The sequence below is a fragment of the Actinacidiphila bryophytorum genome (assembly GCF_016916835.1).
Classification (GTDB): domain Bacteria; phylum Actinomycetota; class Actinomycetes; order Streptomycetales; family Streptomycetaceae; genus Actinacidiphila; species Actinacidiphila bryophytorum.
Genome location: NZ_JAFFIX010000024.1, coordinates 101,801 through 120,778, shown reverse-complemented (window position 1 = coordinate 120,778; position 18,978 = coordinate 101,801). Strand labels below are relative to the sequence as shown.

At 71.9% G+C, this 18,978-nt stretch carries 15 protein-coding genes; 1 reads left to right on the top strand and 14 read right to left on the bottom strand.

The features are described 5' to 3' along the window. Window positions 1-19: 19 nt before the first annotated feature. The gene (locus JT723_RS28065) at window positions 20-850 is read right to left on the bottom strand and encodes an SGNH/GDSL hydrolase family protein (RefSeq protein WP_372441390.1); all 831 of its coding nucleotides are present in this window, start codon (window positions 848-850) and stop codon (window positions 20-22) included. 79 nt (window positions 851-929) lie between these two features. Next, complete coding sequence (locus JT723_RS28060; RefSeq protein ID WP_205047606.1) at window positions 930-3,044, bottom strand: alpha-galactosidase; 2,115 nt, start codon at window positions 3,042-3,044, stop codon at window positions 930-932. A gap of 197 nt (window positions 3,045-3,241) precedes the next feature. Between JT723_RS28060 and JT723_RS28055 the strand changes: the two genes are divergently transcribed. Continuing rightward, the gene (locus tag JT723_RS28055) at window positions 3,242-4,081 is read left to right on the top strand and encodes a tyrosine-protein phosphatase (protein WP_205047605.1); all 840 of its coding nucleotides are present in this window, start codon (window positions 3,242-3,244) and stop codon (window positions 4,079-4,081) included. Window positions 4,082-4,129: 48 nt separating this feature from the next. Here JT723_RS28055 and JT723_RS28050 read toward each other — a convergent pair whose 3' ends face one another. From JT723_RS28050 to JT723_RS27995, 12 genes are all read right to left on the bottom strand, one after another. Continuing rightward, window positions 4,130-5,635, bottom strand: a complete 1,506-nt coding sequence (locus JT723_RS28050) for an aspartate aminotransferase family protein (RefSeq protein ID WP_205047604.1) — start codon at window positions 5,633-5,635, stop codon at window positions 4,130-4,132. Then, window positions 5,632-7,617 carry a 1-deoxy-D-xylulose-5-phosphate synthase gene (gene dxs, locus JT723_RS28045; RefSeq protein ID WP_205047603.1) on the bottom strand — a complete coding sequence of 662 codons (1,986 nt, stop codon included), beginning with the start codon at window positions 7,615-7,617 and terminating at the stop codon, window positions 5,632-5,634. The genes JT723_RS28050 and dxs overlap by 4 nt, the downstream gene beginning before the upstream one ends. Window positions 7,618-7,740: 123 nt before the next feature. Next, window positions 7,741-8,769: an adenosyl-hopene transferase HpnH gene (gene hpnH, locus JT723_RS28040; RefSeq protein ID WP_205047602.1), complete on the bottom strand. Its 1,029-nt coding sequence runs from the start codon at window positions 8,767-8,769 to the stop codon at window positions 7,741-7,743. Between the two features lie 2 nt (window positions 8,770-8,771). Continuing rightward, entirely contained in the window at window positions 8,772-9,380 is a 609-nt protein-coding gene (locus JT723_RS28035; RefSeq protein WP_205047601.1) for a phosphorylase family protein, read from the bottom strand. 3 nt (window positions 9,381-9,383) lie between these two features. Continuing rightward, window positions 9,384-11,402, bottom strand: coding sequence for a squalene--hopene cyclase (gene shc, locus JT723_RS28030; protein WP_205047600.1), 2,019 nt, complete (start codon window positions 11,400-11,402; stop codon window positions 9,384-9,386). Window positions 11,403-11,498: 96 nt separating this feature from the next. Further along, the gene (locus JT723_RS28025; RefSeq protein WP_205047599.1) at window positions 11,499-12,569 is read right to left on the bottom strand and encodes a polyprenyl synthetase family protein; all 1,071 of its coding nucleotides are present in this window, start codon (window positions 12,567-12,569) and stop codon (window positions 11,499-11,501) included. Then, complete coding sequence (hpnE, locus tag JT723_RS28020) at window positions 12,566-13,975, bottom strand: hydroxysqualene dehydroxylase HpnE (protein WP_205047598.1); 1,410 nt, start codon at window positions 13,973-13,975, stop codon at window positions 12,566-12,568. The genes JT723_RS28025 and hpnE overlap by 4 nt, the downstream gene beginning before the upstream one ends. Window positions 13,976-14,135: 160 nt before the next feature. Then, window positions 14,136-15,080, bottom strand: coding sequence for a presqualene diphosphate synthase HpnD (gene hpnD, locus JT723_RS28015; RefSeq protein ID WP_205047597.1), 945 nt, complete (start codon window positions 15,078-15,080; stop codon window positions 14,136-14,138). Next, the gene (gene hpnC, locus JT723_RS28010; RefSeq protein WP_205047596.1) at window positions 15,077-15,964 is read right to left on the bottom strand and encodes a squalene synthase HpnC; all 888 of its coding nucleotides are present in this window, start codon (window positions 15,962-15,964) and stop codon (window positions 15,077-15,079) included. Before hpnC ends, hpnD begins: the two co-directional genes overlap by 4 nt. Window positions 15,965-16,286: 322 nt before the next feature. After that, a complete protein-coding gene (locus JT723_RS28005) occupies window positions 16,287-17,093 on the bottom strand; it encodes an ABC transporter ATP-binding protein (protein ID WP_205047595.1) in 807 nt (268 codons plus the stop codon). After that, entirely contained in the window at window positions 17,080-18,009 is a 930-nt protein-coding gene (locus JT723_RS28000) for an ABC transporter permease (RefSeq protein WP_205047594.1), read from the bottom strand. Before JT723_RS28000 ends, JT723_RS28005 begins: the two co-directional genes overlap by 14 nt. Window positions 18,010-18,090: 81 nt before the next feature. Next, entirely contained in the window at window positions 18,091-18,975 is an 885-nt protein-coding gene (locus JT723_RS27995; RefSeq protein WP_205047629.1) for a glycosyltransferase family 2 protein, read from the bottom strand. Window positions 18,976-18,978: the final 3 nt, after the last annotated feature.

Sequence of the window (18,978 nt, the reverse complement as noted above, 5' to 3'; positions counted from 1 at the left end):
TCCGCCGGGCCCGATTTTCCTACCGCAGCGGCAGCAGGTCCGGGCGCTTGGGCTCGACGTGGTCGCCCGAGGACTCACCGCGCAGCCGGCGGCCGATCCACGGCACCAGATACTCGCGCGCCCAGTGGATGTTGTCCCTGCGCACCTCCGAGGGCAGCCGCGGGTCCTGCGGCGGCCACGGCTGGTCGGGGTCGGCCGGCACGTCGAGGCCGAGTACCTGCCCGGCGCGCAGCGCGACCCGGGTGTGGCCCTCGGCCGACAGGTGCAGCCGGTCCTCGCTCCAGGCCCTGCGGTCCTGGACCGAGCGCAGCGACCACAGGTCGAGGACGGGGCACCCGTTGCGGTCGGCGATGGCGCGCACGTGCGCGGTGTACGTGGCGATCTTCCCGCGCAGATGGCGCAGTACGGGCACCCCGCGGGTGTCGAAGCCGGTGCAGACCAGGACCGTGCCGACCCCGGCGGTCAGCTGGACGACCGCGGCCTCGAAGCGCTCGGCGATGGCGTCGGGGTCGCCGCCGGGGCGCAGGATGTCGTTGCCGCCGGCGCAGAAGGTGACCAGGTCGGGGGCCAGTTCGACGGCCCGCGGTACCTGCTCCGCGACGATCTGGTCGAGCAGCCGGCCGCGTACGGCGAGGTTGGCGTAGCGGAAGCTGTGCTCCTCGCGCCGGTCGGCGAGCAGGACGGCCAGCCGGTCGGCCCAGCCGACGAAGGAGCCGTCGGGGCCGGGGTCGCCGACGCCCTCGGTGAAGCTGTCCCCCACCGCGGTGTACGACCCGATCGCGCCGGCGTCGAGTCCCCGTGCCCAGGGGTGACGCTGCTGTTCCTGGTGTCCCTGCGAATCGTCAGCCACGTCGGGACATTTTTCTCCTTCCCCTGTGACTTACGCGACCGTAAGGAGGGGTTGACGCGACGTGATTCATCCCACCAGGTCAAAGTCGCCGCAGATGGAATACCGCGGCGTCCAGGTCGCCGGCCAGCGTGGTGCGCAGGCCGCGCTCGGCGAGCACCGCACCGCGCTGGACGACGCCGGTGGTCACGTCGCGGTAGGCGGCGTCCCGGTCCAGGCCGCGCAGCCGCAGCGGCGGCACGGGGGCGCCGAAGGCCTGCGCGGGCAGCCAGGCCAGGACGACGGTGTCGGCACCGTGCACGTACTGGACGGCGCTCAGGCCGCCGCCGTCGGGCGGGCGGAGCCGGTAGAGGTCGCCCTGCTGCACGACCGGCCTGATCGTCTTGTACAGCGCCACCCAGCTGGCGGCCTCCGCTCGTTCCTCGGCGCTCCAGTCCAGCAGGTCGCCGCCGACGCCCAGCACGCCCGCCATGGCGCTGACGAAGCGGAAACGCAGCGAGCTGCGGCGGTGGTTGAGCATGGGGCTGGGGCTGTCGGTGACCCAGGCGGCCATCACCCGGGCGGGGTGCAGCTGGCTGAAACCGTGCTGGATGTGCAGCCGGTCGAGCGGGTCGGTGTTGTCGGAGGTCCACACCTGGTCGGTGCGGGCCAGGATGCCGAGGTCCACCCGGCCGCCGCCGCCCGAGCAGGACTCGACGGCCAGCCCCGGGTGTGCGGCCCGCAGCCGGTCGACCAGTTCGTACAGGCCCTCGACATGGGCGGTCCACAGCCGTTCCGGGTAGCGCTCCCCCGGCCAGCCGGGGTCGGTGAAGCAGCGGTTGAAGTCCCACTTCAGGTAGTCGACGGGGGCGCTGTGCAGCAGCGCGTCGAGGCGTTCCGCGAGGTGCTCGCGCACGTCGGTACGTGCCAGGTTGAGTACCAGCTGGTGGCGGTACTCGGTACTGCGGCGGCCCGGGTGGTGCTGGACCCAGTCGGGGTGGGCGCGGTAGAGGTCGCTGTCGGGGTTGACCATCTCCGGCTCCACCCACAGGCCGAACTGCATGCCCAGTGCGTGCACCTCGTCCGACAGCGGTTTCAAGCCGTTCGGGAAGCGGTCGGGGTTGGGCGTCCAGTCGCCCAGGCCCGCCCGGTCGCTGACCCGGTCGCCGAACCAGCCGTCGTCGACGACGAAGAGCTCCACGCCCATCGCGGCGGCCCGCCTGGCCAGTTCGCGCTGCTGGGCCTCGCCGACGTCGAAGCCGGTGGCCTCCCAGGAGTTGTAGAGCACCGGGCGCGGCTGCCGGCCGCCGGGCACCACGTGGTCGCGCTGGTAGGCGTGCCAGGCCCGGCTGGCGGCGCCGAAGCCGCCGCCGGACCACAGGGCGGCGAAGACCGGGCTGGTGTAGGACGCGCCGGGGTCGAGGCGTACGAGCCCGGCGTCGTCGTGGCCGGCGCCGCCGGTGGCCTGGACCCGGCCGTCGGGCAGGGCGGCGACGGCGATCCGCCAGGAGCCCGACCAGGCGAGTGCGCCGGTCCACACCTCGCCGTGCTCCTCCCCCGCGTCGCCCGCGTCCAGGGCGAACCACGGCAGGTGCTGGTGCCCGGTGTGGCCGCGGCGGCTGCCGATGACGCGCTCGCCGGGCGTCAGGGGGCCGCGCAGCAGCCGGCTCTCCGCGCCCCAGCGGCCGTGCAGCTGGGACATCCGCCAGCCGTCGCGGTGCGGCAGCGTCCAGGTGGCCGCGTCGGCCCGCAGCAGCTCCAGCGGGGCACGGTGGCCGTTGGGTACGTGGGTGGCGGTGGTCCAGCGCTCGACGACGTCGCAGCCGGGGCGCATGCGGTAGTGCAGGGTGAGGTCGAGGTGGTGCAGCGAGTCGTGGAAGTGCAGCCGCAGTTCGTGCCCGGTGGCCGGATCGGCGGCGGTCTCGTACTCCTCGAAGCACCACTCGGTGCCGCGCACCTCGCGGGAGCGGACGGACAGGGCGGGGCGCACGAAGCGCGGGCCGCCCTCGACCGGGTACTCCTCGTGGCCGTCGAGGGCGGACTCGAAGGGGCGCTCGGCGGGCAGCGGGTCGGCGGCCAGCGCCTCGGCGTCGGCCAGTGCGATCCGCCGGCCCCAGTGCAGATGCAGCAGCTCGTCGCGTTCCGTGACGTGCAGGGCGTAGCTGCTGTGCGGCCCGGAGAGCAGCCAGAGCCGGCCGGACCCGCCCGTTTCGATCATCACGACGCCCCCTGTCCGGAAAAGGTCAGGACATCATCGGCCCCGCCCCCGCGGAGGGGCAATGGTTGCACCCCGAGCAGTGGCCCGGCGGACACATACCGGTCGGTACGCCGTCACCTCCGCTGCCGTATCGTCGGGAGCGCCCCAGCACCAGCCCTGAGCAGTACCAGCCCTGAGCGAGCAATGGAGGAGCGCCGGTGACGCAGGAAGTGCGGCAGCAGTCCACCCCGTCCGGACCACAGGCAGAGCCCGAGCTGACCGGCGTACGCAACTTCCGGGACGTCGGGGGCCTGCCCACCGCCGACGGCCGCCGGGTCAGGTACGGCGTGCTCTTCCGCAGCGGCCACCTCGCCCACGCCACCGCCCAGGACGCCGCCTACCTCGCAGGGCTCGGACTGAACACCGTCTTCGACTTCCGCAACCCCGACGACATCGCCCTGGAAGGCCCGGACACCGCGCTCCCGGGAACCCGCAACCTGAACATGCCGCTCAACGACCCGGCCGACAGCGCCGACTTCTGGCAGACGGTACGGGACGGCGACGTCGCCTCGCTGCGGGCGGTGCTGGGCGAGGGCCGCGGGGAGGCCAGGATGGTCGCCGCCTACCGCAAGCTGGTCCTGGAGCGCACCGCCGAGCACGCCAGGATGCTGGACCTGCTCACCGAGCCGGGCGGCCCCGCGGTCCCCGCGCTGCTGCACTGCGCCGCAGGCAAGGACCGGGCGGGCACCTCGATGGCGATCATCCTGCTGGCGCTGGGCGTCGAGCGCTCCGCGATCGAGGCGGACTACCTGGAGAGCAACGCCAAGCACCGCCGCTACAAGGTGGTGCGCGGCGACGGCAGCACCGGCAGCGCCATCGCCCCGGAGGTGCGCGAGCTGCTCAACCCGCTGTTCGAGGCCAGGGTGGAATACCTGCGGGCGGCCTTCGACACCATCGAGGAGCGCTGGGGCTCGGTCGACCGCTACCTCGCCGAGGGGCTGGGGCTCACCCCGGAGCGCCGGGCCGGGCTGCGCGAGCACCTGCTGACCGCGGCCTGACCGGCGCGGGCGCCGGACCGCGGCCCCCGCGTCGGGGGCCGCGGCAGGTCAGCGGTTGGCGACCGCCTGCTTGACCAGGGTCTTGCCGAAGTCCCACATCAGACCGCCGCCGCCGTGCGCCTCGTCCATCACCTCGGTGAAGGCGGTCACGAACCGGTCCACGTCGGCCTCGTCCACCACCAGCGGCGGGATCAGCTTGATGATCTCCACATGGTCGCCGGAGACCTGGGTGAGGATGTGGTGCCGCTGCAGCAGCGGCACCACGACCATCTGCGCGAACAGCCCCTTGCGGGCGGCCTGCAGCATCGTCCAGCGGCTGCGCAGGCCCAGCGACTTGGGGCGGCCGAACTCGATGCCGACCATCAGGCCCCGGCCGCGCACCTCCTTGAGCAGCTCGTAGCGGTCGGTGAGCGCGGCCAGGCGGGTGCGCAGCAGATCGCCCATCGCCCGGGAGTTCTCCACCAGCTGCTCGTCCTCGACCACCGCGAGGGTCGCAAGGCCGGCAGCCATCGCCTGCGCGTTGGAGCCGAAGCTCGCCGAGTGCACCAGCACCCGGTCCATCGAGGAGTAGACCTTCTTGAAGATCCAGTCCCGGCCGAGCGTGGCACCCACCGGCACGTAGCCGCCCGACAGCGTCTTGGCGACCGTGACCAGGTCGGGTTCGACGCCCTCCTCGTGCTGGTAGGCCCAGAAGGCGCCGGTGCGGCCGATGCCGGTCTGGACCTCGTCGCAGATCAGCAGCGCCTTGTGTCGGTGCAGCAGCTCCTGGGCGGCCCGCAGGTAGCCCGGCGGCGGGATGTAGACGCCGTGGCCCTGGATCGGCTCGATGATCATGGCGGCGACGTCGCCCCGCTTCAGCTCCCTGGCCAGCGCGTCCAGGTCGCCGATCTCGATCGCGGTGTCCGGCAGCAGCGGCGCGAAGCCGTCCTGGAAGCCGGCCTCGCCGTTGACCGACAGGGATCCCGTGGTCAGGCCGTGGAAGGAGTGCTTGCAGTACAGGACGCGCGGCCGGCCGGTGGCGTAGCGGGCGAACTTCAGCGCGGTCTCGACGGCCTCGGTGCCGCTGTTGCCGAAGAACACCCGGTCCAGGTGCGGGGCGTGGCCCAGCAGCTTCTCGGCGAGCAGACCGGGCAGCGGCTGGCAGTCGAAGCGCGTGAGGTCGGCCAGCCCCGCGTCCAGCACGTCGTGCAGCGCCTTGCGGACGACCGGGTGGTGCCTGCCCAGGCCCATCACGCCGAACCCGGCCAGCATGTCGAGGTAGTCGTTGCCGTCGGCGTCCCAGAAGTGGGCGCCCTCGGCCCGCTCGTAGACCTTGTCGAAGCCGATGGTGTGCAGCATGCGCGGCAGCTGGTGGTTGAGGTACCTGCTGTGCAGGTCGTAGCGCTCGCCGCCGCGCTGGGCGAGCAGTGTCGCCAGGTCGAAGCCCTTGGGCTGCCCGCCGGGTCCGCCGTGCCCGGAAGGTCCGCCCTGGGCGCCGGGTCCGCCCGCCGCCGGGTCCCCGGCGGCGGGCTCCGCACCGATCGGCTGCTGACCGGTCGGTTCTGACGATGTCATCGCTCGGCTGCTCCTTGCGTCCGTGTGGTGCCGCTCCCGGCAGTATGCGGCGCCGGGATCGAGGGGGTGTCCGCGGGGTCGGCGGCGGCGCCCGCGCTGCGGGCGTTGATACGCAGCAGGGCCGCGCCGATGCCGCCGGCGATCTCGGCGGGGGTCAGACCGAGGTCGGCGAGCAGTTCGCCGCGCTTGGCGTGGGCGAGGAACTGCTGCGGGATGCCGAAGTCGCGCACCGGCACGTCCACGCCCGCGTCACGCAGCGCCTGGGCGACGGCGGAACCGACGCCGCCGGCCCGCCCGTTGTCCTCGACCACGGCCACCATGCGGTGCCTGGCGGCCAGTTCGGGCAGCGCGGGGTCGACCGGCTTGACCCAGCGCGGGTCCACCACGGTCACGCCGATCCTGCGGCCCGCGAGGAGTTCCGCCGCCTGGACGCCGCAGCCGCCGAGCGAGCCGACGGCGACCAGCAGCACGTCCTGGTCCTGGCCGTCGGCGGGCCGGCGCAGGACGTCCATGCCGCCGACCCGGCCGACGGCCGGCAGCGACTGGCCCGCGGTCTCCTTGGGGAAGCGGACGACGGTGGGCGCGTCCTCGACGGCGACGGCCTCGCGCAGCTGGGCGCGCAGCTGGTCGGCGTCGCGCGGTGCGGCGATCCGCAGGCCCGGGACGACCTGCAGGATCGACATGTCCCACATGCCGTTGTGCGAGGCCCCGTCGACACCGGTGACCCCGGCCCGGTCCAGCACGAAGGTCACACCGCACCTGTGCAGGGCCACGTCCATCAGGACCTGGTCGAAGGCCCGGTTGAGGAAGGTCGCGTAGACCGCGACGACCGGGTGCAGGCCGCCGGTGGCCAGGCCCGCGGCGGAGGTGGCGGCATGCTGCTCGGCGATGCCGACGTCGAAGACCCGCTGCGGGTGGGCGCGGGCGAAGGCCTCAAGGCCCACCGGCTGCAGCATGGCTGCGGTGATGGCGACGACGTCGGGCCGCTCGGCACCGATCGCGACCATCTCCTCGCCGAAGACCGAGGTCCAGGACGGCCCGCCCGAGGGGGCCAGCGGGAGGCAGGTGGCCGGGTCCATGGCGCCGACGGTGTGGAAGCGGTCGGCCTCGTCCTGCTCGGCGGCGGGGTAGCCGCGGCCCTTCTCGGTCAGGCAGTGCACCAGCACAGGGCCGTGGAAGCGGCGGGCGCGGCGCAGCGCGGACTCCACCGCGGCGATGTCGTGGCCGTCGATCGGCCCGAGGTACTTCAGGCCCAGGTCCTCGAACATGCCCTGCGGCGCGAAGGCGTCCTTGAAGCCCTTCTTGGCGCCGTGCAGCGACTCGTAGAGCGGCTGGCCGATCACCGGGGTCTGCTGCAGGAGCTGCTTGCCCCAGGACAGGAAGCGCTCGTAGCCGTCGGTGGTGCGCAGGGTGGCCAGGTGGTTGGCGAGCCCGCCGATGGTGGGCGCGTAGGAGCGCTCGTTGTCGTTGACGACGATGATCAGCGGCCGGTCGCGGGCGGCGGCGATGTTGTTGAGCGCCTCCCAGGCCATGCCGCCGGTGAGGGCGCCGTCGCCGATGACGGCCACGACGTGGTCGTCGCGGCCCTGGAGTTGGTTGGCCTTGGCCAGGCCGTCGGCCCAGCCGAGCACGGTGGAGGCGTGGCTGTTCTCGATCACGTCGTGCTCGGACTCGGCGCGCGAGGGGTAGCCGGACAGGCCGCCCTTGCTGCGCAGCTTGGAGAAGTCCTGGCGTCCGGTGAGGAGTTTGTGGACGTAGGACTGGTGGCCGGTGTCCCACAGGATCCGGTCGGCGGGCGAGTCGAAGACCCGGTGCAGGGCGATGGTCAGTTCCACCACCCCGAGGTTGGGTCCCAGGTGGCCGCCGGTTCTGGCCACCGCCTGGACGAGGAAGTGGCGGATGTCGGCGGCCAGTTCGTCCAGCCGGCCGTCGGGCAGCGCCTTCAGGTCGCTCGGTCCCTTGATGTTCTCCAGCATCGACATGTACAGACCTCGTTCCTGCCGGGTTCTGGCTGGGCCGCCGGCCGCGAAGAGGCCGGCGGCAGTGCGGGGACGAGCCACCGGCCCGTGTGCGGCCGGCGGCTCGTCCCCGGTGTCACCGGGAGGTCACTTCGCGCGGTTGGACGCGACGGTCTCCCGGGCGGCGCGGATGGACTCCTTGAGCGAGCCCATGGTGGCCAGGACGGCGGTGGGCTCGTAGCCGCAGTGCGCCATGCAGTTGTCGCAGCGGTCGTCCTTGCCGCGGCCGTACTTGTCCCAGTCGGTCTTCTCGATCAGCTCGCGGTACGTCGGCACGTAGCCGTCCGCCATCAGGTAGCAGGGGCGCTGCCAGCCGAAGAGCGAGTAGTTGGGGATCGCCCACGCGGTGCACGGGAAGTCGGCCTTGCCCTCCAGGAAGTCCAGGAAGAGCGGGCTGTGGTTGAGCCGCCACCGGCGCCGGTTGCCGCCGTCGAAGGCCTTCTTGAACAGCTCCCTGGTCTGCGTGACACCCAGGAAGTGGTCCTGGTCGGGGGCCTTCTCGTAGGCGTACGCGGGCGACAGCATCATCTCCTCGACCTTGAGGTCGTCGTTGAGGAAGTTCATGACCTCGATGATGGTCTGCGGCGTGTCGGTGTTGAAGAAGGTCGAGTTGGTGGTCACCCGGAATCCGCGGCGCTGCGCCTCCTTGATCGCCGCGACGGCCTCGTCGAAGGTGCCTTCCTTGGCCACGGATTCGTCGTGCCGCTCGCGCATGCCGTCAATGTGCACGGTGAACGCGAAGTACGGCGAAGGAGTGAATTTCTCGATCTTCTTGCGCAGCAGCAGGGCATTGGTGCAGAGGAAGACGAACTTCTTCTTCGCCACCAGCTGGCGCACGATCTCGTCGATCTGCGGGTGCATGAGCGGCTCGCCGCCGGCGATGGAGACCATGGGCGCCCCCGACTCCAGCACCGCCCCGACCGCCTGCGCCACCGGCATGCGCTGCTTGAGCACTCCCGCCGGGTGCTGGATCTTGCCGCAGCCCTCGCATTTGAGGTTGCACGCGAAGAGAGGTTCCAGCTCGACGATGAGCGGGAACTTTTCGCGCCGCCGGACCATTTTCTGTTCGAAGAGGTACGACGCGACACGGACGGTCTGACGAAGCGGCATAGCCATCTCTAGCTCACCTCCGGGGGAGCAGCGGTAGTGCGGTGCCAATCGAGAAAGGCAGGTACAAGATCTCTGAGCACCCGGAATGCGATGATCCCGGTGCGAAGCGTTCCGACGCGCACGAGTTCGTATTCGGGCGTGTCGACGACGACTCGGGCCGCGGCGATGTGCTGCGCGCCCTCGGCAAGCGCGGCACGCCGCATGGCGGCCGATTCCATGTCGACGGCGATGGCACCGGTCGCCGCCAGTGCGGTGCGTTCTGCACCGCGTACGACATGGTCGGACTCGGCGAGGGGGCCGGTGTGCACGGTGTGCCCCGCGGCCTTGAGCGCGGCGGCGAGCCCCGCGCTGTCGTCGCCCTCGTGGGAGACCACGATGTCACCCGGGCGCATTCCGGCGGCGAGCCCCGCGCAGAAGCCGGTGGTGACGACGGCCGCGCCGCGCAGCGCCGGGTCGTGCAGCGCCGTGCGTACGGCCTCTTCCGCGGCTGTGGGCCCCATGCCGGTACGGAGCACGGTGACCGGGTGTGCGGCGCCCCTGGCCGCTCCTGCGCGCAGCGCGAAACGCTCGATGCGCAGCGCACACACCACCAGCAGCGGTGGTCGGGTATGACCCACGAACTAAGCCCCCTTTCCTGCGGCTGCGGATACGGTGTGCCCCGCGGCACCGAAGGGCTCGCTGCGGGCGTAGCGCCCGAGCGCGGTGAGCGGGAAGACCATGCGGTAGAGGTGGTAGTTGATCGAGAAGTCCCGCGGGAAGCCCGTACCGGTGAAGTAGGGCTCGTCCCACGAGCCGTCGGGCAGCTGCGTCTCGGCCAGCCAGCGCACCCCGCGCTCGACGGCGGGCGTGTCGCGGCGGCCGGCGGCGAGCAGCGCCATCAGCGCCCAGGCGGTCTGCGAGGCGGTGGAGTGCCCGCGCCCCGCCCACTCCTGGTCGGAGTAGGAGCGCAGGTCCTCGCCCCAGCCGCCGTCGGAGTTCTGCACCGACTCCAGCCAGCCGACGGCCCGGCGGATCGCCGGGTGGTCGGCGGGCAGCCCTGCGGCGGCCAGCGCCGGGACGGCCGAGCCGGTGCCGTAGATGTAGTTGACGCCCCAGCGGCCGAACCAGGAGCCGTTCTCCTCCTGCTCGGCCAGCAGCCAGTCGATGCCGCTGCGCGCGTGCGGGTCGTTCTCGACGCCGAGGGCGGCGAGCATCTCCACCACGTGGGCGGTGACGTCGGCCGACGGCGGGTCGATGACCTCGCCGAAGTCGCAGAAGGGCAGCCGGTTGGGGAAGGGGCTGGTGTTGTCGGCGTCGAAGGCGCCCCAGGCGCCGTTCCTGGACTGCATGCCGACGGTCCAGCGCACCGCACGGTCCACCGCGGTGTCGACCCGGGCCTGGTCGGGGTGGGCGACCCGGCGCAGGGCGAGCACGACCTCGGCGGTGTCGTCGATGTCGGGGTAGTTGTCGTTGTGGAACTCGAAGGCCCAGCCGCCGGGGGCCAGCTGCGGGCGCTGCACGGACCAGTCGCCGGGGCGGGTGATCTGCTCGGCCAGCATCCAGTCGGCGGCCTTGACCAGCGCCGGGTGGTCGGCGGGCAGGCCCGCGTCGGCCAGCGCGATCGTGGCGAGGCAGGTGTCCCAGACCGGGCTCTGGCAGGCCTCGATCATCCGGACGTCCTCCTGCGGCCACACGGCGAAACGATCCAGCGAGTCAAGACCCGCCTTGAGCACCGGGTGGTCGAGGTCGTAGCCGAGCAGGTGCAGGGCGATCACCGAGTAGACGGCGGGCGGCTGGATGCCGCCCCAGCAGCCGTCGGCCTCCTGGCGCTCGATGATCCAGCGGGCGCAGGCGTTCATGGCGCTGCGCCGCACCGGGCGGGGGCTGAACCTGCGGTAGACGTGCAGCACCTGGTCGAGCCGCTGGAAGACGCCGTCCCAGCTGGTGATGGGCGCCCTGCGCTGCTTGGGGTTGGGCCGCGCGGGGTCCACGTGCAGCTCGTCGATGCCGAAGGGCGCGGGCCGCACCGGGCGCAGCGCGCCGACCACGGTCAGCGGCACGATGGTCTGCCGTGCCCAGCAGCCGAAGGAGTAGATGTTCAGCGGCATCCACTTGGGCAGGTAGATGACCTCGGGCGGCAGCTCGGGCAGGTCGTCCCAGTCCCACCAGCCGAAGAGGGCGAGCCAGATGCGGGTGAAGACCCGGCTGGCCGCCACCCCGCCCTCGCCGCGCGACCACTTGGCGGCCAGCGCCATGTGGGCCTCGTCCGGGTCGTCCCCGGCCAGCCGCAGTGCCACGTAGGCCTCTACGGTCGCGGACAGGTCGCCGGGGCCGCCGTGGAAGGTCGGCCAGGCGCCGTCCTCGCGCTGCTGGGAGCGGATCCAGCGGGCCGAGGCGGCGGTGGTGCGGGCGTCCTGGATGCCGAGGAACTGACGCAGCAGCAGGTCCTCGGCGTCCATGGTCACATTGGTCTCGAGGTCGCCCTTCCACCATCCGTCGGGGTGCTGCCGCGCCAGAAGGTGGTCTGCGGCGCGCTGCACGGCACGCTGCGCCGCCGCCTCGGCGTCACCGGATGGAACGGGATCCGGGTCCGAGGCGCTGCTGGCCGAGGGTGTCCGGTGGGTTGGCGTCCCTGGACTGCCATCGGTCGTCGCTGTCATGGCTTCCCCTTTGCAGTTGAGACTTCTGCGGTGTTGGGGGCGGCCGTCGGCCGTCACATGCGAGGGACCGGCGACGTCAGCGCTCCACGTTGTTCTTTACTTCTCGCGGACCACCACAAAATCCGCAAGACCCACGAGTTTACGATTAATTTCTTCTGGCATGTCCATTTTGTCCAGCGCGGCGACGGCGGTTGCGTACTGCCTCCTGGCCTCCTGAGAAGTCCATTCCCGCCCACCGGCCTCTTCGATCAACGCCGCGCGCATGGCGAACTCTTCCTCGTTGAAGGCATCGTTTTCCGGATTCTTCGCGTCCGCCGCGAGCAGTTCACCCAGCCGCTCGGAAGCGGGGCCGCCGGCGGCCAGTGCGGCCACCACCGGGAGGGACTTCTTGCGCTGCCGCAGGTCGCTCCAGGTCTGCTTGCCGGTGCTCGCCGGGTCGCCCCAGATGCCCAGCAGGTCGTCCACCGCCTGGAAGGCCAGGCCCAGGTGGTAGCCGTACTCCTCCAGCGCGTCGGCGTCGGCCTCGGAGGCGCCGCCGAGCACCGCGCCGATGGAGGCGGCGCAGGCCAGCAGCGAGCCGGTCTTGTTGCCCTCCATGTCCAGGCACTCCTGGACGGTGACCCGCTCCAGGTGCTCGAAGGTGATGTCCTGGGCCTGACCGTCGATCAGTTTGCGGGTGGCCGCGGTCAGCCGGCGGGTGGCCCGGCCGGCCTCGGGGGTGCCCTGCTCCAGCAGCACCTCGTTGGCCAGCGCGAAGAGCGCGTCGCCGACCAGGATCGCCTGGGCGGGGCCGTGCACCTTCCACACCGTGTCGCGGTGCCGGCGCTGCTCGTCGCCGTCGATCAGGTCGTCGTGCAGCAGCGAGAAGTTGTGCACCAGCTCCACCGCGACCGCGCCGGGGATGCCGGTCTCGGCCGGGGCGCCGGCGGCTTCCGCGGTCAGCAGCGCCAGGGCGGGGCGTACGGCCTTGCCGCCGTCGCCCACCGCGGGCCGGCCGGTCTGGTCGATCCAGCCGAAGTGGTAGGACGCCACGGTGTCCATCGGGGGTGCGAGGCGCGAGACGGCCGCGCGGAGCACTGGGGTGGTCAGGATGCGGCCGTTTTCCAGCAGCGCGATCACGCCGTCAGCGGTCACGTTCTCTCCTCTGGTTGCACCAATAGCACTCATGCCGCCTCCAGGACGCGGTTGTCAACCGGCAGACCTAGGGCGGACAAAGCTTCACGGGAGGCGTGCAGACCGCTGCGCACCGCGCTCTCCATCGTCGCGGGCCAGCCCGTCGCGGTCCACGCGCCGGCCAGGTAGAGGCCGGGGGCGCGGGTGACAGGACCCGGCCGCAGTGCGCCCACCCCGGGGGTGGGCGCGAAGGTCGCGGTGCGTTCGCGGGTGACGAAGACGTCGCGGACGGCGGCGCCACGCGCGGCGGGCAGGACACGTTCCAGTTCTGGCAGGTAGCGGTCGCGCAGGGTGGCGACCGGCAGGTCGATCTCGTCCTCCACGGCCGACTGCGACACGGCCACGTACTGGCCGCCGCCGGTCAGGCCGGAGCTTTCCGTGCGGTCGAAGACCCACTGGACGGGGCTGCCGAGAGCTGCGAGGAACGGCTCCCGGAGCACCTGTCTGTCGTAGATCACATGGACATTGAGGATCGGCGCGGTGCCGATCTGCAACAGCTTTTCCGGATGCTGGACAGCGCCTTCCGGCAGCAGTGCGTGCGCCTCCCGTTGCGGGACGGCCAACACCACGACGTCCGCGGTCAGTTGCTCACCGCGGCCGGGTCCGGTCTCCAGCGACACCTGCCAACGGCCGTCCGCGGACCGCGCGATGCCGCTGGTCCTGGTGCGCAGGAGCGTCGCCACACCCGCCGCGTCCAGCGCCTTGCGCCCGCGGCCGTCGTGCAGGTCGCCCAGCGGTGCGGAGGCCCAGCCGATGTCCGCGGCACCCGGGTCGGTCAGCAGCCCGGTCTTGAAGACCATCGCGGCCAGGCCCAGCGAGGAGTTCGCCGCGGTGGCGTTCAGCGTCGCGACGCCCACCAGGTCCCACAGCGCCTCGATGGTGCGGGCGGACTGCCCGCGGCCGGCCAGCCAGCTGCCGAAGTCGGTGCCGTCGAGCGCCGGGTCGGCCAGGTCCAGGCCGCGCAGCGCCAGCGCGGCCCGGCCGACCGAGGCGCGCTCGCGCAGCGACAGGTGCGGGTAGCGGGCCAGGCTCGCGGCCAGGTGCAGCGGCACCGGCAGCCCCGCCCTGGACAGCCGCCCCGCCTTGCCGGTGTCCGCGTCGACCACCGGGACGTCGAGCCGGTCCTGCAGGGTGACCAGGTCGCGGGCGGCGATCCGGTCCAGGAACCACTGGTAGGCGGTGCAGCAGCGCAGGAAGACGTGCTGCCCGTTGTCGACGGTCAGGTCGCCGCGCTTGAAGGAGAAAGCCAGTCCGCCCAGCCGCGGGCGGGCCTCGGCGAGGGTGACCTGCAGTCCGGCGTCGGCCAGTTCGAGCGCGGCGGTGATGCCGGCGAGGCCGCCGCCGACGACCACCGCGGTGCGGTCGGGCGACTGCGGCGATCCGCCCTGCGACCTCGTCATTCGCCCTCCCCTCGGGCCTGGCGCCGCGGACTGCGGCGCGCCGTCGCCGGAAGTGACGCGGTGCACGGGTACGGGGTTGCCTGGAGCCGGAAGGGGTGCGTCAGGTGACGGTTCGACTGCTGTGCCGTGTGCCGTGGACCCGCGCTCGCGCGGGTGGGTCTCACGTGTCCTCCAGCGGGCTGCGGGCGGTGCGGCGCGCGTCGAGACCGGCAAGTCCGCGGACGGCGACATAGGCCTTCTGGTGGCCCGGCAGGGACACCCGGCCGCGCAGGACGGCCTCGGGGTCCGCGGCGATCCGCTCCAGCAGCCGGCGGTAGATGCCGGCCATGGCGGCCACGCAGGCGCCGCTGCGCCGGTCGAGCATGGGCAGCAGCCGGTAGCCGGTGGCGAAGAGGCTGCGGGCACGGCGTACTTCGAATTCCACCAGTCCGGCGAAATCGGAGCCGGGCGGTGCGGTGTCGCTGTGGAATCCGGCGGCGCAGCCGAATTTGGCCAGGTCCTGGGCGGGAAGATAGGTCCGTCCGTTGCCGGCGTCCTCGCGGACGTCGCGCAGGATGTTGGTGAGTTGCAGAGCAAGGCCGAGCGTGTCGGCATATTCGGCGGCACGTACATGATCGTGCCCATTCACCGTGCCGAACACGCCCAGTGAGAGCCGTCCGATGGCACCTGCCACACAGCGGCAGTAGACGGCCAGGTCGTCCCAGGTCTCGTAGGTCTCGCCCCGAACATCCATCAGAACGCCGTCGATGAGTTCGTCCAGGCCTTCGAGCGGCAGCGGGAAGATCCGGGCGGCGTCGGCGAGCGCGACCGCGACCGGGTCGGTGTCGTCCTCGCGGACCTCGCCGTTCCTGACCCGGGCGAGCAGCTGCCGGGTGGCGTCGAGCCGTTCCGCCTTCTCCGCGGGTGCCAGATCGCCGTCGCCGATGTCGTCGACGCGCCGGGAGAACGCGTAGAGGGCCGACATCGCCTGCCGTTTGGCGGTGGGCAGCAGGCGGATGCCGTACGCGAAGTTGCGGGCCTCGTGGCCGGTCACGGTCTCGCAGTACCTGTATGCGGCAAGTACCGGCCCGGACGTGTGCGCGGAACCGTTCACGGTCCGGCTCACCCCTTTCTTCGCAATGTCGACCCCACTTCGCGCAGCAGGCCGCTCTTGGTGGCTTTCGGCGAGCCCGCGAGGACGTCGTATCCGGCACGCTCGACCGATTTCAGCGCCGCGCGCCCGCCGCCGACGAATCCCGCGAGCAGCAGCCGAAGCCTGCCACGGACGCTACCCACCAGGGGGGTACCTTCATTCAACAGCTCGCGGGCGCGTTCGGCCTCGAACGCGACCAGTGCTCTGACCTGCGGGCCGGCCTGTGGTGCTGCCAGGTCGGCCTCATCCACCGCGTAGCGTTTCATGTCCTGCGCCGGCAGATACACCCGGTCCCTGGCGAGGTCCTCCGCGACGTCCTGCAGGTGCTCGACGATCTGCAGCGCGGTGCACACCGCGTCGGAGCGGCGGACCCGCTCGGGGGTGGAGGTGCCGGTGATGGACAGCACCAGGCGGCCCACCGGGTTCGCGGACAGTTCGCAGTACGCCAGCAGGTCGTCGTAGGTGCCGTAGCGGGCCACCTGCTGGTCCTGGCGGTTGGCCGCGATCAGGCCGAGGAAGGGGTCGGGGGTCAGCTCGTGCCGGCGGACGGTGGGCTGCAGGGCGAGCAGCAGCGGGTGGGAGGGGGTGCCGTCGAAGACCCGGCGCAGGTCGGCCTCGAAGGCGTCCAGCATCGCGATGCGGTCGCCGGCCGCCGCCGGGTCCATGCCCAGCCGCAGCGCGTCGGCCCGGCCGCCGTCGGCGAGGTCGCCGTCGCCGATGTCGTCCACCAGCCGTGCGAAGCCGTAGACGGCCATCAGGTCCTGCCGCCACGCGCGCGGCAGGAAGCCCGGTGCCACCGGGAAGTTCTCGCGCGCGGCCTTGTCCAGCACGGCCCGGGAGGTGTCGTCGCCGCTCACCGCGGGCCGCCCGGCGCACCGGCGGGACACGTGCCCCGGAGCAGGATGGTCCCGTGTCTCATGGCCGCCACATCCCCCGTTCTACACCGCCCGGTCGGATCTTCCCATTTCGGACACGCCGCCGCGCCGGGCGTCGCACACCCGGTATCGATCATCAGAGGGCTCCCAGCACCGGTACAGCTTACGTCGGGTCACCCTCCGGCGTGCGCCGGGGGCGCGAACGGCGGCGGCGTGCGGCAGCATAACGGCCCCCACCGGATCGTCCGGAGGGGGCCGTCGTGCCGAGCGGTGCCGCGGGAGCCGCCGAGCGGCGGTGCCGCGGCTACTTGGTGTGCTTCTCGTAGGCCTTGATGACCTCGTCGGTGGGGCCGTCCATCAGCAGCTCGCCCTTCTCCAGCCACACCACCCGGTCGCAGGTGTCGCGGATCGAGGTGTTGTTGTGGCTGACCAGGAAGACCGTGCCGGCCTCCTTGCGCAGCTCGCGGATGCGGGCCTCGGACCTGCGCTGGAAGGCCCGGTCGCCGGTGGCCAGCGCCTCGTCGATCATCAGCACGTCGTGGTTCTTGGCCGCCGCGATCGAGAACCGCAGCCGGGCCGCCATGCCGGACGAGTAGGTGCGCATCGGCAGCGAGATGAAGTCGCCCTTCTCGTTGATGCCGGAGAAGTCCACGATGCCCTGGTAGCGCTCGCGCACCTCCTCCTGCGTCATGCCCATGGCCAGACCGCCGAGCATGACGTTGGTCGCACCGGTCAGGTCGTTCATCAGCGCCGCGTTCACGCCCAGCAGGGACGGCTGGCCGTCGGTGTAGATCTTCCCGCTCTCGGGCGGCAGCAGCCCGGCGATGGCCCGCAGGATGGTGGACTTGCCCGAGCCGTTGGAGCCGATGATGCCGATCGCCTCGCCGCGGTAGGCGGTGAAGCTCACCCCGCGCACCGCGTGCACCCGGCGCACGTTCGGCGAGCCGCGGCGCAGCAGCAGCCGGCTCAGGGCCGCGGTGGCGCTGCCCTTGCCGGTGCCCGCCCCGTAGACCTTGTAGACGATGTGGACATCGTCGACGATCACCGTCGGGACGCGGGCCTCGGCCGCCTTCGGGGGTGTCGCGAGGGGCTGCTGCTCAGCCACGGCCATACTGCTCCTCCGCCTTCCAGAAGTAGATGTAGCCGCCGACGCCGACCAGTACGGCCCAGGCCACCGCGCTGATCCACACGTGCGGCGGGAGCTGCGAGGAGGTGACGCTGTCGATCAGTGCGAACCGGGCCAGGTCGATGTAGACGGCGGCGGGGTTGATGTCGAGCAGGATCCGTACGTAGTGCGGCGCGTGCGCGGTCAGGTTCTCGATGCTGTACATGACGCCCGAGGTGTACATCCAGGTGCGCAGGATGAACGGCATGAGCTGTGCCAGGTCGGTCATCTTGCTGCCGAGCCGGGCCACGATCATCGCCAGGCCGGTGTTGAAGATCCACTGGGTGATCAGCGCGGGGATGATCAGCAGCCAGGACGCGTCCGGCACCTCGCCGGTCATCAGGACGATCGCGACGAGCACGAACATCGACATCATCAGCTGCTGGAGCTGCATCAGCGTGAAGGCGATCGGCATCGAGGCGCGCGGGAAGTGCAGTGCCCTGATCAGGCCGAGGTTGCCGGCCACCGCACGGACGCCGCTGAGGACCGAGGTCTGCGTGAACGTGAAGATGAAGATGCCGGTCACCAGGAAGGCGATGAAGTTGTCGACGCCCTTTCTGGTGCCGATCAGCACACCGAAGATCAGGTAGTAGACGGCCGCGTTCAGCAGCGGCGTCATGACCTGCCAGAGCTGGCCGAGGCGGGCCTGGGTGTACTGGGCCGCAGTACGCGCCTTGGCGAACTCGTTGATGAAATGTCGGCGGCCCCACAGCTGCCGGGTGTATTCCGCCAGGCCCGGCCGGGCGCCGCTGACGGACAGCCCGTACTTGGCAGCGAGCTGGGAGGGACTGAGGCCGTCATCGGCCGTGGGTGCCGGTGGGGCACCGACGGCGACCGCACCATTGTGCGTTGTCTCGCTCACAGTTGACACTTTCGTCCTCAAGGTGCGCGCCGGGGGCAGGGGATTCCCTGGCTGCGCCTGATGCTCTCAGGTCCGAGCTTGTCAGATGATCGGGGGTCGGCCCAGCCGGGTCAACCGCCAGACCGTCCGCCATTTCATCGGCCGCCGCTCACCGCAGGGCGTGGCCCATCCTTCGCGGAAACCGCCGAGCCAGGCACGCAGCGCCGGACCGGACGGCCGCCGCAGCAGCGTCAGGGCGAACCACACTCCGGGGTAGACCGGGACCAGCAGCCACGGCAGGTTGCGCCGGGCCAGCCACACCCGGTTGCGGGCCACCATCCGGTGGTAGACCGCGTGCCGGGCCGGCGACGTCGCCGGGTGGTGCAGTACGAGGTCGGAACGGTAGTCGATCATCCAGCCCGCGTCGAGCGCGCGCCAGGCGAGGTCCGTCTCCTCATGGGCGTAGAAGAACTCCGCGGGCAGCGGGCCGACCTGCCTGATCACCTCGCTGCGGACCGCGCAGGCGCCGCCGAGGAAGGTGGTGACCCGGGAGTTGCGCATCGGATCGGCGGCGCGCAGCCGGGGGACGTGGCGGCGCTGGGTGACCCCGGTGTCGGGGTCGGCGATCCGGAAGCTGATGATGCCGAGCTTCGGGTCGGCCGCGAAGGCCGCCCTGACCAGTTCCGCGGTGTCCTCGCCGGGCAGCAGCCCGTCGTCGTCGAGGAAGAGCACCACGTCGATGTCGGACGCGGCAGGGCCGAACAGCTCGATGCCGGCGTTGCGGCCGCCGGGGATGCCCAGGTTCTCCGGCAGCTCCGCGGTGCGGACGCCGTCGGGCAGCGGCGGCAGCGGCGACCCGTTGCCGACCACCGCGACCTCGACCTCGGGTCCCTGCTGCTTGGCGACCGAGTCCAGCAGGTCCTGCAGCTCGGCGGGCCGGTTGCCCATGGTGATGACGACCGCGCCGAGCTTGAGCGGTGCGCTCATGGC

Coding starts and splice junctions, on each gene's coding strand:
- JT723_RS28060 (WP_205047606.1), bottom strand. CDS start 3,044: ATGATCGAAACGGGCGGGTCCGGCCGGCTCTGGCTGCTCTCCGGGCCG.
- JT723_RS28050 (WP_205047604.1), bottom strand. CDS start 5,635: ATGACATCGTCAGAACCGACCGGTCAGCAGCCGATCGGTGCGGAGCCC.
- dxs (WP_205047603.1), bottom strand. CDS start 7,617: ATGTCGATGCTGGAGAACATCAAGGGACCGAGCGACCTGAAGGCGCTG.
- hpnH (WP_205047602.1), bottom strand. CDS start 8,769: ATGGCTATGCCGCTTCGTCAGACCGTCCGTGTCGCGTCGTACCTCTTC.
- shc (WP_205047600.1), bottom strand. CDS start 11,402: ATGACAGCGACGACCGATGGCAGTCCAGGGACGCCAACCCACCGGACA.
- JT723_RS28025 (WP_205047599.1), bottom strand. CDS start 12,569: ATGAGTGCTATTGGTGCAACCAGAGGAGAGAACGTGACCGCTGACGGC.
- hpnE (WP_205047598.1), bottom strand. CDS start 13,975: ATGACGAGGTCGCAGGGCGGATCGCCGCAGTCGCCCGACCGCACCGCG.
- JT723_RS28005 (WP_205047595.1), bottom strand. CDS start 17,093: ATGGCCGTGGCTGAGCAGCAGCCCCTCGCGACACCCCCGAAGGCGGCC.
- JT723_RS27995 (WP_205047629.1), bottom strand. CDS start 18,975: ATGAGCGCACCGCTCAAGCTCGGCGCGGTCGTCATCACCATGGGCAAC.